11 protein-coding genes are annotated in these 14,474 nt (G+C 52.2%); 1 reads left to right on the forward strand and 10 read right to left on the reverse strand.

The features are described 5' to 3' along the window. Positions 1–109: 109 nt before the first annotated feature. From recX to LC431_RS18235, 5 genes are all read right to left on the reverse strand, one after another. Positions 110–748, reverse strand: coding sequence for a recombination regulator RecX (gene recX / locus LC431_RS18215; RefSeq protein WP_370447458.1), 639 nt, complete (start codon positions 746–748; stop codon positions 110–112). A 171-nt stretch (positions 749–919) separates the two neighbouring features. Then, a complete protein-coding gene (gene recA / locus LC431_RS18220) occupies positions 920–1,984 on the reverse strand; it encodes a recombinase RecA (protein WP_013574024.1) in 1,065 nt (354 codons plus the stop codon). A 107-nt stretch (positions 1,985–2,091) separates the two neighbouring features. Beyond that, positions 2,092–2,586 carry a nicotinamide-nucleotide amidase gene (gene pncC, locus LC431_RS18225; protein WP_013574023.1) on the reverse strand — a complete coding sequence of 165 codons (495 nt, stop codon included), beginning with the start codon at positions 2,584–2,586 and terminating at the stop codon, positions 2,092–2,094. A gap of 161 nt (positions 2,587–2,747) precedes the next feature. Then, positions 2,748–3,851, reverse strand: coding sequence for a lytic murein transglycosylase B (gene mltB, locus LC431_RS18230; protein WP_013574022.1), 1,104 nt, complete (start codon positions 3,849–3,851; stop codon positions 2,748–2,750). 153 nt (positions 3,852–4,004) lie between these two features. Then, the gene (locus tag LC431_RS18235; protein WP_013574021.1) at positions 4,005–6,665 is read right to left on the reverse strand and encodes a hypothetical protein; all 2,661 of its coding nucleotides are present in this window, start codon (positions 6,663–6,665) and stop codon (positions 4,005–4,007) included. 422 nt (positions 6,666–7,087) lie between these two features. On the opposite strand from LC431_RS18235, the gene mutS reads away from it, so the two are divergent. Continuing rightward, positions 7,088–9,643: a DNA mismatch repair protein MutS gene (mutS, locus tag LC431_RS18240; protein ID WP_013574020.1), complete on the forward strand. Its 2,556-nt coding sequence runs from the start codon at positions 7,088–7,090 to the stop codon at positions 9,641–9,643. A 98-nt stretch (positions 9,644–9,741) separates the two neighbouring features. Here mutS and rpoS read toward each other — a convergent pair whose 3' ends face one another. The 5 genes from rpoS to truD all read right to left on the reverse strand — a co-directional run bounded on the left by rpoS (position 9,742) and on the right by truD (position 14,452). Continuing rightward, positions 9,742–10,728 carry an RNA polymerase sigma factor RpoS gene (rpoS, locus tag LC431_RS18245; protein ID WP_013574019.1) on the reverse strand — a complete coding sequence of 329 codons (987 nt, stop codon included), beginning with the start codon at positions 10,726–10,728 and terminating at the stop codon, positions 9,742–9,744. A 51-nt stretch (positions 10,729–10,779) separates the two neighbouring features. Beyond that, a complete protein-coding gene (gene nlpD, locus LC431_RS18250; RefSeq protein WP_013574018.1) occupies positions 10,780–11,802 on the reverse strand; it encodes a murein hydrolase activator NlpD in 1,023 nt (340 codons plus the stop codon). Positions 11,803–12,044: 242 nt separating this feature from the next. After that, the gene (locus LC431_RS18255) at positions 12,045–12,671 is read right to left on the reverse strand and encodes a protein-L-isoaspartate(D-aspartate) O-methyltransferase (protein ID WP_013574017.1); all 627 of its coding nucleotides are present in this window, start codon (positions 12,669–12,671) and stop codon (positions 12,045–12,047) included. After that, positions 12,661–13,425 carry a 5'/3'-nucleotidase SurE gene (gene surE, locus LC431_RS18260; protein WP_223510148.1) on the reverse strand — a complete coding sequence of 255 codons (765 nt, stop codon included), beginning with the start codon at positions 13,423–13,425 and terminating at the stop codon, positions 12,661–12,663. Before surE ends, LC431_RS18255 begins: the two co-directional genes overlap by 11 nt. Continuing rightward, positions 13,406–14,452, reverse strand: coding sequence for a tRNA pseudouridine(13) synthase TruD (truD, locus tag LC431_RS18265; RefSeq protein ID WP_223510155.1), 1,047 nt, complete (start codon positions 14,450–14,452; stop codon positions 13,406–13,408). Before truD ends, surE begins: the two co-directional genes overlap by 20 nt. Between the last annotated feature and the right edge of the window lie 22 nt (positions 14,453–14,474).

Raw genomic sequence — 14,474 nt, forward strand, 5'->3', positions numbered from 1 at the left:
GCTCTTGAGCCGGATAACGCTGCATATGGCAGCAATCTGTTCAGCTCACGAACGAAAAAGTGCGGATAAGATAAAATTTCTGCGCGGGGAAGTAAAATACCGTATGCGGTCAATCGTCAAAATCGCGATAAATAGACTGTATTTCTTCCTGAAAGAAGCCCCGGTAGAGCAAATAACGCAGAACTTTTGATTTTTCTTTCCAGTCAGTCGGTAAATTTTCACCAAATTTCCTGACGGCCAAATCCCGCGCCAGAACGCACCAGTCTACCTCAGTGTTTTCCAGCGCCACTGTAATGATTTCTTTATCGACGCCTTTTTGCAGTAATTCCGAACGGATGCGCTGCGCACCGTAACCTTTGTTACTGCGACCGGAAATATAACGGCTGGCAAATTTGGCATCATCGAGCCAGTGATGCTGATAGCAGTAGTCAATCACCGCCTGCACATGTTCTTCCGCAATTTCTTCTGGCACTGGCCGCGGCTGAGGTTTAGCTCTCACCACCTCTTCTTCAGCAAACGCATTTTGCTCCGCTTTTTTACGTGATGACCAGCTGTTTTTCTTATTCTGAGGTTTAACAAAAGGCATTGGTGGAATAAGCAACTTGCGGCGCAACTCTGTTTCGCCGTGATCACGCTGAGAAAGCAGGCGCATAGCGCGGTTAATCAGCGTGTTGATTTTCGCTGCATCACCGTCTTTTTTCTGCGGCTCAAACAGCGTGGACTCACTGTTTTGCGCAACGTCTTCCAGCAATTTTTTCAGGTCGACGATTTTTTCATTAAGTATTTTTTCATCGGGCATAAGATTTCCCCCTGATATGCAAAATGCCAGTCTGGAAACCAGACTGGCATTTTAACGACTGTTGAAAGTAGCGGACAAAGTCCCCTGCCCTTCAAATGTCTTTGTCAGACAACCGCGAAATTAAAACTCTTCGCTGGTTTCCATGTTGTCGTCAGCGTCTTCAGCAGTAGTCGCAACGCTCAATTCACCGGTGCCGCTCAGCAGCATATCACGCAGTTTTTTGTCCAGTTCAGCAGCAACTTTCGGGTTTTCTTTGAGGTAGTTACAAGAGTTCGCTTTACCCTGACCAATCTTCTCGCCGTTGTAACTGTACCATGCACCCGCTTTCTCGATCAGTTTGTGCTTAACGCCCAGGTCGATCAGTTCGCCGTTGATGTTGATACCTTCGCCGTACAGGATCTGGAATTCAGCTTGTTTAAATGGTGCGGCGATTTTGTTCTTCACGACTTTCACACGTGTTTCACTACCGACAACCACATCACCTTCTTTGATAGCGCCGATACGACGGATATCCAGACGTACAGAGGCATAGAATTTCAGGGCGTTACCGCCGGTGGTGGTTTCCGGGTTACCGAACATCACACCGATTTTCATACGGATCTGGTTGATGAAGATCAGCAGGGTATTGGCGTTTTTCAGGTTACCCGCAAGCTTACGCATCGCCTGGCTCATCATACGAGCTGCGAGGCCCATGTGAGAGTCACCAATTTCGCCTTCGATTTCAGCTTTTGGCGTCAGTGCGGCAACGGAGTCAACGATGATAACGTCAACGGCGCCTGAACGGGTCAGCGCATCACAGATTTCCAGAGCCTGTTCACCGGTATCTGGCTGAGAACACAGCAGGTTATCGATATCGACGCCCAGTTTTTTAGCGTAGATAGGGTCCAGCGCGTGTTCTGCATCGATGAACGCACAGGTTTTGCCTTCACGCTGTGCAGCAGCGATAACCTGCAGAGTCAGCGTGGTTTTACCGGAGGATTCCGGACCATAAATTTCAACGATACGGCCCATTGGCAAGCCGCCAGCACCTAACGCGATATCCAAAGACAAAGAGCCGGTAGAGATCGTTTCGACGTCCATGGAGCGATCTTCACCCAGACGCATGATGGAGCCTTTACCGAATTGCTTTTCAATCTGGCCCAGTGCTGCAGCTAACGCTTTTTGCTTGTTCTCATCAATAGCCATTTTTACTCCTCGTCTGATACAGGGGAACATCCCGCCTGCATCACTGAATATAATTTATGTACAGGTAATTGGCAGTAATTATACTGTATGCTCATACAGTATCAAGCCTAATTTTTAATAAACTCACGCAATGCAGTTTGTAACGAAAAAACAGCAGCTTGCAAACGCACTGCTTCGCGATCGCCGGAAAACTGCTGTTTCGCGGTCAGAACCCGTCCGTCTTTTCCGGCAAATCCAAACCAGACAGTGCCGACAGGCTTTTCTGCAGAACCCCCGTCAGGGCCGGCGATACCGCTGACCGAAACCGCCACATCAGCACCCGCCGCATGTAACACGCCCAGTGCCATTTCATGCACCACCTGCTCACTCACTGCGCCATATTGCTCAAGCGTGCTTTCAGAAACGCCCAGCAATTCATGCTTGGCCGCATTGCTGTAAGTGACAAATCCGCGGTCAAACCAGGCGGAGCTTCCGGCAATATCGGTAATCGCTTTGGCAATCAGGCCACCGGTACAGGATTCCGCACAGGTTACCCACCATCCCTTCGCTTTCAGCGCCGCCCCGATTTCCACACTCAGTTCATGTAAACGTTTTTCGCTCATACTCCCTCCTGGCGGGTCATCTGAAACTGACCCGATGTTAGCATTTCTCTTCCGGTCTGTGAGTCCCGTCGAAGCGTTTTGCGCGATGTATTCAGAATTGGAATAAAAAGAAAAAGAAGGGCCACAATCTGCGGCCCTCATGAAAGATTAACTCACCGGCGTTAGCGCGCGGCTTTCACCGCTTCACCCAGTTGCCATACCGCCATCGCATAATGCACGCTGTGGTTGTAGCGGGTGATGGTGTAGAAATTCGGCAATCCGTACCAGTACTGGTAATTAGTGCCCATATCAAGGCGCAGCAAGCTGGCTTCCTGATAATTGCCCAGTGAACCCAGCGGGCTAAGCCCCGCTGCTTTGAGCGTATACAACGGATACTTGGTTTTGAAGCCATTCTCCAGCAGAGGCGCCTGGCCTGCTGCCGGCACCGCAATCGGTGCGCCTTTCGTCCAGCCGTGTGCCTTGAAATAATTGGCGACACTGCCGATGGCATCAATCGGATCCCACAGGTTGGCATGACCATCACCGTTAAAGTCTACAGCGTAGTCCTTATAAGAGGATGGCATAAACTGGCCATAGCCCATCGCACCCGCAAAGGAACCACGTAAACTCAGCGGATCATCGCCTTCACGGCGGGACATCAGCAGGAAGGTTTCCAGCTCGCCGGAGAAATATTCTGCCCGGCGCGGATAAGCAAAGGATAAGGTCGCCAGCGCATCGATTATGCGGGTTTTACCCATTACGCGTCCCCAGCGGGTTTCCACACCGATAATCCCGACAATGATTTCCGGCGGCACGCCGTAAACCTGTTCCGCACGCTGTAACGCATCCTGATACTGATTCCAGAACACTACGCCGTTTTGCACGTTATCCGGCGTAATGAATTTGCTGCGATAGCGGTTCCATGCGCCATTCGGCACGGTAGATGGCGGGCCAGATGGCGCCTGCTGATCCATCAGTCGTAATACAAATCCCAGACGTTTGGTTTGCGACAGGACATCATGCAATTGCTGACGGTCAAATCCGTGCTCGCGCACCATTTTGTCAACAAACTGGTTCATGGCCGGATCATAGGCGAAATCACCGGTCTGGACGGCACCGGTGTGCTCAGCCTGCAGCAGAAAACCACCAGCGGGAACCGTATTCGCACTGGCATTTCTTCCATCGGAAAAAGGATTTCGCGGGCCTTCAGGTTGAGGTGCGGGCTTATTACTGCTACATGCAGAAAGTGTAAGAACCAGGGGAAGAATGACTGCCAGGTGGCGCATCGGATATCCGTAACCATGCAATAAAAGAGGTGCGGATATGGTAGAGCATTATTAAAGCCGAAAAAACTGAAAATCATCGTCTTTACAAGGCACAAAAATTCTAAGTGACGGGCCCGCTGTAACGGACCCGCACGTGTTAAAAATACTGCGTAATTATTTCACCGACGGCGTCTTGGAACGCCACTGGCTGCCTGATTTAAGCGTACTGCTTTCCTCAAATTTCACCGGATTATCACGATAAGCTTTCAGCTTGTTGCGCATCCAGCTGCTGGCATCACCCACGCCGCTGATCACCCCGGTCGTCGCTCCGCCGCCCAGGTGGACATGGAAAATACCGCGTGACGGGAAATCCAGATACTTAGGTGTGGAAAGATCCCATGAATGCCGGGAGAACAGTTCCCGGGTGTCGTGGCCCATCATTGAGGCATAAGCGGCATCGAATTTCAGCGGCAGAAGGCGTTCATGGATGGCATCCACCGAGGCACCAATTTCGGAATGCCCCATCAGGTAGCTGCCGCCGCTGCCCCAGTTCTGGGTGTTGAAATCAGCATTAACCTCATCTGCGGAAGTTGGCAGATGGCTGGCCGGGATCTGCCATGGCAGAACCGGTTGACGCAGGTGGCGACTTAAGGATGCGCAGAAATCGAACGTACGCTCCCATTCGTATGGCGAATAACAATAACCATTGGCATATGAACGGATAGTGAAGTCATCAGCCTCATAACGGTCAGCGGCCATAAAATCAGCGCCCTTCGCCACGTCAGGAGAACCGTCTGCACGGATATATTCGATGTCATCAAACACGCCGACCAGCAAGGCATATTGCGCCGTCAGTCTGCCCGCAGTGAACGGATCAACCGTCATTTTTTTATGTTGCCCGTCAGCGGCATCAAAAACATCATCGTAGACGAAATCTTTATAAATCCACTGCGAACCTGCCACTCCCCACAGGTTGACCTGCCAGCCGAGTACGACGTCTGGCGCAACCACGCGCGTCAGCCAGTTTACCGCCCGGATATAGCCTTTCAGGGTATTGGTGATGCCTGCCGGAACCTGCACATTCACATTGTGGTGGGCAAGTGCTTCGCTCAGAGGCTGACGAACCGGAATTTCATACGTTGGCAGGAAACCGTATTTCTGGCATTCGCCGAGATAATCCGGATTCACAATATACCCGGCTGGTACCGGATGTTCCGCATCCTGCTGGGATTGCGCCATTTGCAACGACTGAATAAAGTTGGCGAAGCTGAATTTATGGCGTACCGGATCAGCAATAATATTCGGCACATCACCCAATGATAAGTTACAGGTGTAAGACACCATCAGCGGCAACACGGGTTCATTCAGTTTGGCGGAGACGTCCCGTGCCATTTTAATAATTTGCAGCGTCGGTTCTTTAGACGGTGACAGATAATCGCCCGCATCGCCCATGCCGTCATCACCGGAATATTTGAAAATTGAAGACACACGCGCCGCGGCAAAATCATCCACGTTAGTCGGCACCATATTGGCGCAGGCACCAAAGGTGAGGAACTCAGGGAAACCTTTCACGTGCAGATTCGCCCCTTTCACAATCGTCACATTCAGCTGTGCCGGTGCATTCGCGCTGACCAGTAACGGCTGAGGGCTGACATCCACGTAATGTACGATGCCGTTGTGAATAAAGGTTCCCGAGACCACGGTATAAGAACCCGGCACAACCAGAACTGGCTGCTCAATGCTGCCATTTTGCGCGGCAATCGCATCGAAGCGGTACTGACGAGGTGTAGCCGAATTGTCTGTCAGTCGCAGGGAAATGGATTTACTGACCGCGCTTTCCGCTTTCACACTGACCGTCAGCTTCGCAGCATTTGGCTGTGAATCACCACGCTGGCTGACCTGCGCCTGAGTGAAGTTAATACTGTGATACTGGCCGTCGAACTGACCGTCGTAATCATCAAACAGATAATGAATATTGTTCAGACGTAAATCGGCAATACGGATTTCAAAGCGGCCGGTAGCAGGTAAATGTTCCAGACGATATTGCTGGCCGGAGCGTACTGGCAGGCTCAGTTTATCTGTGCCGTTCTCGCTGCAAATCAGCGTCAGCTCTTCATCGCGCAAACCGGCAATGCCTGAAAAATTCAGTGCCACATCAATAGTTGTACTGCGATCCACAGCGCCGAAAGTGACGGCCAGCGAGGTGGTACGGCCTTTATCAATGGTGATTTCTGTCTGTCCGAGATTGACAGGCACGCGGACAGTACCGTCTTCCGTGCTTAATTCTGCTGCAAAGACACTGTAATTCCCCGCATTGACGGAAAATTTAGAGACGTGACCAAACTCTGGCAAAACGCGCAATGTTTTATCGCCGCGCACCAGACGCAGTTCGAGTGCGGCATTTGTCAGCCCGGCAGGCAACGGCGGACAACTGACCGACAATTCACCGGTAACACCCGGTTCTTCATCAGCGGCCAGCGCAAAGGTTTCGCGGAAATCAGACCAGGCAGGCGAATCCGCAGAGGAGACGTTCAGCCCCATATGAATTTTCTGAATGGCATCGCCTACAGGCTGTCCATCGGTCGGCTCAATCGTCACTTTGACATCAAAAATCCCGCCGCCAACTTCCGTGGATTCCACTTTCGTGCCGAGCGGTTTCCACGGATTGGTTTCGACATTAATATCACCGGCAGTTATTTTTCCGGGTGCTGAAAATACGATCACTAACTTTTCTTTAATATCAACCGCGCCGCCAGACGTTGATTTAATCTCATTCAAATCGAGAGTGGGATACCAGGCATCGTTGATCATGTTTAATTTAAATTGCAATTGCATAATACTTCTCCGCAAAGATGGATAAATAGTGTGGAAAATCCCGTATTAATAAGGTCATCCGGGAACAGCCATCACCCTAGCAGAGGAGTACAACATTCATATCCACACTTAATTCATTTTATATACTTATTATTAATAATATTACGAACAACTAACCCATTAATATAACGGCACGTTTTTTATTATTATCACCCCCTTATTATTACTCTCAAAAAAATAAAAACTCTATTATTACGCCCGTTGCAACATGTTCAAATCCCCTGACCTTTACGCTCTGCAAACGAAGGGGGTGTTACATATCTGGTTTGCGCGATGCTTTCCATTTTTAGTTGTGACAGCTTCTTGCCCGCTGGGCTAAGATACGCAACAGAAAAAATCCTTAAACCCATCGCGTCGAAAAATGGATTAAAAAGATTAAGTCTATGACAAATAATGTAAACCTGGATGCCCACACCCCGATGATGCAGCAGTATCTGCGTCTGAAAGCTGAGAACCCGGAAGTTCTGCTGTTCTATCGCATGGGTGACTTTTACGAACTGTTTTATGACGATGCGAAACGCGCATCTCAGCTGATGGATATCTCCCTGACCAAACGCGGCGCTTCTGCCGGTGAGCCGATCCCGATGGCGGGCGTGCCTTATCATGCGGTAGAAGGTTATCTGGCGAAACTGGTCCAGCTAGGGGAATCCGTCGCGATTGCTGAACAAATTGGCGACCCGGCCCTAAGTAAAGGGCCGGTTGAACGCAAAGTGGTACGCATCGTCACGCCGGGCACCGTCAGTGACGAAGCATTGCTGAGCGAGCGTCATGATAACCTGCTGGCGGCTATCTGGCAGGACGGGCGCGGGTTTGGTTATGCCACGCTGGATATCAGTTCCGGCCGTTTCCGCGTCGCACAGCCTGACGATCTGGAAACCATGGCAGCCGAATTACAGCGCACAAATCCGGCGGAATTACTCTACCCGGAAAGCTTTGAAGCCATGTCGCTGATTTCCTCCCGCCGTGGCCTGCGCCGCCGTCCGATGTGGGAATTCGAGCTGGAAACCGCGAAACAGCAGCTTAATCTGCAATTCGGTACCCGCGATCTGAGCGGCTTCGGCGTTGAGCAGGCTGCTCAGGCGCTGCGTGCTGCCGGTTGTCTGCTGCAATACGTTAAAGATACCCAGCGCACCGCCCTGCCGCATATCCGTGGCGTCACCATGGAGCGCCAGCAGGATGGGATTATTATGGATGCGGCCACGCGCCGTAATCTGGAGCTGACGCAAAATCTGGCGGGTGGTGTAGAGAACACGCTGGCGGCAGTGCTGGATCAGGCCGTAACGCCGATGGGCAGCCGCATGCTCAAGCGCTGGATCCACATGCCGAGCCGCGATATCAAACTGCTGACGCATCGTCAGCAGGCGATTGGTGCGTTACAGGATATCACCGCCGATTTACAGCCGGTGCTGCGTCAGGTCGGCGACCTCGAGCGTATTCTGGCACGTCTGGCACTGCGCAGCGCACGTCCGCGTGATCTGGCCCGTATGCGTCATGCCATGCAGCAACTGCCGGAAATCCGCGAGATCTTGCAGGGAACCGAAGCCGCTCATGTGAAAACGCTGGTGGAGCAAACCGGTGACTTTACCGAACTGGTGGAACTGCTTGAACGCGCTGTGATCGAAAGCCCGCCGGTTCTGGTGCGTGACGGTGGCGTAATCGCACCAGGTTACAACGCTGAGCTGGATGAATGGCGTGCGCTGGCAGACGGCGCGACGGATTATCTCGATCGTCTGGAGATCCGCGAACGTGAAAAGCTGGGGCTGGATACGCTGAAAGTCGGTTTCAACGGCGTTCACGGTTATTACATTCAGGTCAGCCGTGGGCAGAGCCATCTGGTGCCGATTCATTACGTCCGTCGCCAGACGCTGAAAAATGCCGAGCGCTACATCATTCCTGAGCTGAAAGAGTACGAAGACAAGGTGCTGACCTCCAAAGGTAAAGCCTTGTCTCTGGAAAAGGCGCTGTACGAAGAGTTGTTCGATTTGCTGATGCCGCACCTGTCTGCATTACAGCAAAGCGCCAGTGCACTGGCCGAACTGGATGTGCTGAGCAATCTGGCGGAACGTGCTTACACGCTCAATTACGCCTGTCCGACCATGAGTGAAAAACCGGGTATTAATATTACCGGCGGTCGCCATCCGGTGGTTGAGCAGGTGCTAAGTGAACCGTTTATTTCTAACCCGCTGAACATGTCCCCGGCGCGACGGATGCTTATTATCACCGGTCCGAACATGGGCGGTAAAAGTACCTATATGCGCCAGGCAGCACTGATTGTTCTGATGGCGCATATCGGCAGCTATGTACCGGCGGAAGCCGCTGTCATCGGGCCGGTGGATCGCATCTTCACCCGTGTCGGTGCCGCGGACGATCTGGCTTCCGGGCGTTCGACCTTTATGGTGGAAATGACAGAGACGGCGAATATCCTGCACAACGCGACCGAAAACAGCCTGGTGCTGATGGATGAAATCGGGCGCGGGACATCAACGTACGATGGTTTGTCGCTGGCATGGGCATGTGCGGAAAACCTCGCCAGCCGTATTAAAGCCATGACGTTGTTCGCCACCCATTATTTCGAGCTGACCACCCTGCCGGAAAAAATGGAAGGCACCGTCAACGTGCATCTGGATGCTATCGAACACGGCGACACTATCGCGTTTATGCACAGCGTACAGGATGGCGCCGCCAGCAAGAGTTATGGTCTGGCCGTTGCCGCACTGGCTGGTGTGCCACGTGATGTGATTAAGCGCGCCCGTCAGAAACTGAAAGAGCTGGAAACGTTGTCGAACAACGCTGCCGCCAGCAAAGTTGACGGTCCGCAACTGGCTTTACTGACCGAAGAAGTGTCTCCGGCAGTTGAGGCACTGGAGTCACTGGATGCAGATTCTTTATCGCCACGTCAGGCGCTGGAATGGATCTATCGTCTGAAAGATATGGTGTAAACGTCCGCTGAACTGAACCGGATGCATAAAAAAACGGTGGGGATTAACCCACCGTTTTTATTGGATGCTGCATATTGTGGCAATTGCCTGTGAGTTATTTACTCACGGAAAAGTGCTTCGATACTCAGTCCTTGCCCCTGCAGGATTTCACGCAGGCGACGCAAACCTTCTACCTGAATCTGACGAACACGTTCACGTGTCAGACCAATTTCGCGGCCCACATCTTCCAGCGTTGCCGCTTCATAGCCTAACAGGCCAAAACGACGCGCCAGCACTTCACGCTGTTTTGCATTCAACTCGAATAACCACTTCACGATACTCTGTTTCATATCGTCGTCTTGTGTGGTGTCTTCCGGGCCGTTGTCTTTTTCATCCGCCAGAATATCTAACAACGCTTTCTCTGAGTCACCACCCAATGGGGTGTCTACAGAAGTGATGCGTTCATTCAGGCGCAACATACGGCTGACGTCATGTACCGGTTTGTCGAGTTGCTCAGCAATCTCTTCAGCGCTCGGTTCATGGTCCAGTTTATGTGCAAGTTCACGTGCGGTACGCAGGTAAACGTTCAGTTCTTTAACGATATGAATCGGCAGACGAATAGTACGGGTTTGATTCATAATCGCCCGTTCGATTGTCTGACGGATCCACCATGTTGCATAGGTAGAGAAACGGAAGCCGCGCTCAGGGTCGAATTTTTCAACCGCACGGATCAGACCCAGGTTACCTTCCTCGATCAAATCCAGCAGTGCCAGACCGCGGTTACTGTAGCGGCGGGCAATTTTAACCACCAAACGCAGATTACTTTCAATCATACGGCGGCGGGAAGGAACATCTCCCCGCAGCGCGCGTCGTGCGAAATAAACTTCCTCTTCTGCGGTAAGCAGAGGGGAATAACCGATTTCACCGAGGTACAGTTGAGTGGCATCCAGCACTCGTTGGCTTACAGTCTGCGACAACAATTCTTCTTCAGCATCGTTGTCGGCAGTCTCTTCGACTATTGCTTTCTCGTCAAAGGCTTCAGCGCTGTTCTCATCGAAATCTACATCATCATGTAACTCGTTAACTTTCAGCGTATTCTGACTCATAAGCTGCTCCTACCCGTGGTCCCGAGGGCAGAATCGATGCTCTGCCCCGATTTATCGCTGCGGAAGATAACGCAGCGGGTTTACGGATTTCCCCTTGTAACGAATTTCAAAATGCAATCTTACTGAACTGGTTCCGGTGCTACCCATAGTCGCTATTTTTTGACCCGCCTGCACTTCTTGTTGTTCCCGGACCAGCATTGTATCGTTATGTGCATAGGCGCTCAGGTAATCATCATTGTGTTTGATGATGATTAGATTACCGTAACCGCGAAGAGCATTACCGGCGTAGACCACACGCCCCGAGGCGGTTGCTACGACAGACTGTCCACGCGAACCAGCAATATCGATCCCCTTATTTCCCCCTTCAGAAGCTGAGAAATTATCGATAATTTTCCCGTCAGTCGGCCATTTCCAGGAGGAAACCGGACCGCCATTATTTGTAGATGTGGCGACGGGAGTGCTGGCTACAGCAACAGGTGTTGTGGTGGTAGTAACTGCACCTGATGAAGGCAACATCTTGCCTACATTCTGTTTACCAGAAGAATCAGAATACGTGGTAGTTGGTTGAGATGCAACCACAGAACCTGTGAGCATGCCCCCGGTTGGAACTTTCGGAACACCGCCATTTGTGGCATCTGTGACCGCTATCGCACCCCCGGTACTTGCTGCGGAAGAGACGTTATTTATCTGGATTGTCTGGCCAACTTCGAGGCTGTATGGCTCTGGGATATTATTGCGCGCGGCCAGGTCGCGGAAGTCATTGCCCGTGATCCATGCAATATAAAACAGAGTGTCGCCACGCTTCACCTGATAGGTGCTGCCACTGTAACTTCCCTTAGGGATTGAGTTATAGCTGCGGTTGTACACAATGTGTCCGCCAGGGCCGACAGCAGGCGCCATTTGCGGAGTGGAATTCAGAGTATTCTGACTACTATTGCCACTGCCACCGCCGCCATTAACGCTGCTGATGGGTGCAGATGTCGTTGAATTGTTCGTACATCCCGCCATCCAGGCACTGATAAAAGTACACATTACAATGCGGCTTAGTGTTTTTATTGGGCTTCCCGTGCTCATATTTCCCCCGTTACGGCAATCTCAGAATATCTCTTTAACCTCGCACACCGCGCCAGCTGGCGCTTTTCGTGTCATCAGACACGGTGCGGGCAGGCAACATGCTCATTCAGGCCTTTGCCCAAATGCCGCTGTGCCATAAAAAACTGTAGTGGATGCTATCAACATCGCCAGTACAGCACCATATAACAGTTGTATTTAAATTTTAAGAGGTTAGTCCTGCAGGGATCGGCTTATCACCGGTTTCAGGCGAGCTCGCCTTTCACCAGCGGGACAAAACGAACGGCTTCGATAGTCTCTGCAACAAACTCGTCACCACGTCGTGTGACCCGTTGCAATGTTTGATTTTCTTCGCCCACGGGCAGAATTAATACGCCGCCATCATCGAGTTGTTGCAGTAGATCTTGAGGTATTTCAGGAGGTGCAGCAGTGACAATAATGGCATCAAACGGGCCACGCGAAGGCCAGCCCTGCCAGCCGTCACCATGACGGGTGGAGACATTATGCAAATCGAGTTGCTTGAGGCGTCTTTTGGCCTGCCACTGCAACCCTTTGATGCGCTCAACCGAGAAAACATGTTCAACCAGGTGTGCCAGAATCGCAGTCTGATAGCCTGACCCGGTGCCAATTTCCAGCACACGAGACGACGGTTCAAGGCGCAGCAGCTCGGTCATTCTCGCCACGGTATAAGGCTGAGAAATGGTCTGACCGGAGCCAATAGGCAACGCAGTGTTTTCGTAAGCTTTATGCTGAAATGCCTCATCCACGAAACGCTCACGCGGCACAGATTCTATGGCATGCAACAGTTTTTCATCATGAATGCCCTGCTGGCGAAGTTGTTCCAGCAGGTTGTACATCGGTTTATTCACCATTCGCGCTCACCCCGGCCTTTTCCAACCATGAGACCACGACATCCTGAGCCGCATAGGCGGTTAAATCCACCTGAAGTGGCGTCACTGAAACATAACCTTGCGCGACAGCAGCAAAATCAGTATCAGGTGCGACATCAAATTTATCCCCCGGCGGGCCAATCCAGTACAAGTCCTGACCACGCGGGTCCTGCTGACAAAATACCTGCTCGGCCGGATGACGGCTACCGCAACGCGTCACCTTGATCCCCTTGATCTGCGAAAGTGGCAAATCCGGGACGTTAATATTCAGAATTTTGCCAGTACGCAAAGGCTCACGCGCCAGAGCCCTGAGGATCCGACAGGTGATGATCGCCGCCGTGTCATAATGCTGATGGCCGTCCAGTGAGACCGCCAGCGCGGGAAAGCCCAGATGGCGGCCTTCCATCGCGGCGGCAACCGTACCGGAATAGATGACGTCGTCACCCAGATTCGGCCCCGCATTGATGCCAGAGACCACGATATCTGGCTTAGGGCGCATCAGCGTATTCACGCCAAGATACACACAATCGGTCGGCGTACCGTTAATTACGGCGGTATCCCCGTTAGGGTAAGACTGAATACGCAACGGGCCGTCCAGCGTCAACGCATTAGATGCGCCGCTACGGTTACGATCAGGGGCCACCAGCGTCACGTAAGCAAATTCACGCAGTGCTGACGCCAGCGCCTGTATACCCGGAGCCAGTACGCCGTCGTCGTTACTCAGTAATATCCGCATCACTTTCATCCAGATTCATCAGTTCACGCACCACGCTGGTGGCATAACTGCCGGCCGGTAACCAGAATTTGAGTTCCAGAGTAACATCATCCCAGCGCTGCCATTGCATCTGCAAAGGTTGCAGCATGATGGCACGACGTGCCGGTTCGACCCTCTCACGGTTAAGCAGCGACAGTAAATCCTCCTGACCATTCAGACAGGCCAGCTCATAGGCTTCAGCGTCTTCGAGTGTGCCCAGCGGGCCATCTCCCGGCAACGGTGCGGTTACCAGCAATTCACCGTTTTCAACGCGCGGTAGCAGCGATTCGAACTCTTCGGCTTTCGCCACAAACCAACTGCCACGGCCATTCAGTTGCAGGGCATCGCCCAGCATCGGCTGACGTACGGTGCCATCGGCCAGACGCTGGCTGGCGACGATATTGAACATCGCACTACGGCTGGCGGAAAGATAAAAACTGCGCTTCGCGCGTTCTTTCGGACGGGCTTCATTGGTTGCCCAGCGTTTCGCCTGCACCAGATTATTGCCACCACGACCAAAGCGCTGGGTGCCGAAATAGTTCGGTACGCCCTGTTGGGTGATTTTTTCCAGACGCGCCTCGACATCAGCCATATCGCTTACCTGACGCAGCACCAGCGTAAACGCGTTGCCTTTCAGCGTACCGATACGCATCTTTTTGCGATGGCGTGAGGCGCGGACAACTTCGCAGCCTTCGAGATCAAACTGGCTTAAATCGGGATCAGTCTTGCCCGGCAGATGCAGGCAAAACCATTGTTCGGTAACGGCATAGCGGTCTTTGAGACCGGCATAACTGACATCGCGCGGATGCACTTTGGCAAATCGCGCCAGTTGTTCCGCGACAAACTGCGTGTTACAGCCATTTTTGCGGATCCGCACCAACAGATGTTCACCTTCGCCATCCGGCTCAAAACCCAGATCCTCTTCGACAATAAAGTCTTCGGGATTGGCTTTCAGCAGGCCGGTGGCAACAGGCTCGCCCAGCAACCAGGTGAGACGGGACATATCTATCATGCGGTAATCTTCCACAACA

Source organism: Rahnella sp. GSA61A (assembly GCF_019969905.1).
Classification (GTDB): domain Bacteria; phylum Pseudomonadota; class Gammaproteobacteria; order Enterobacterales; family Enterobacteriaceae; genus Rahnella; species Rahnella aceris.

What these genes read in the sequence shown, in the direction of transcription:
- recA (WP_013574024.1), bottom strand. Translation starts at nt 1,984, where the DNA reads ATGGCTATTGATGAGAACAAGCAAAAAGCGTTAGCTGCAGCACTGGGC.
- pncC (WP_013574023.1), bottom strand. Translation starts at nt 2,586, where the DNA reads ATGAGCGAAAAACGTTTACATGAACTGAGTGTGGAAATCGGGGCGGCG.
- mltB (WP_013574022.1), bottom strand. Translation starts at nt 3,851, where the DNA reads ATGCGCCACCTGGCAGTCATTCTTCCCCTGGTTCTTACACTTTCTGCA.
- LC431_RS18235 (WP_013574021.1), bottom strand. Translation starts at nt 6,665, where the DNA reads ATGCAATTGCAATTTAAATTAAACATGATCAACGATGCCTGGTATCCC.
- mutS (WP_013574020.1), top strand. Translation starts at nt 7,088, where the DNA reads ATGACAAATAATGTAAACCTGGATGCCCACACCCCGATGATGCAGCAG.
- rpoS (WP_013574019.1), bottom strand. Translation starts at nt 10,728, where the DNA reads ATGAGTCAGAATACGCTGAAAGTTAACGAGTTACATGATGATGTAGAT.
- nlpD (WP_013574018.1), bottom strand. Translation starts at nt 11,802, where the DNA reads ATGAGCACGGGAAGCCCAATAAAAACACTAAGCCGCATTGTAATGTGT.
- LC431_RS18255 (WP_013574017.1), bottom strand. Translation starts at nt 12,671, where the DNA reads ATGGTGAATAAACCGATGTACAACCTGCTGGAACAACTTCGCCAGCAG.
- surE (WP_223510148.1), bottom strand. Translation starts at nt 13,425, where the DNA reads ATGCGGATATTACTGAGTAACGACGACGGCGTACTGGCTCCGGGTATA.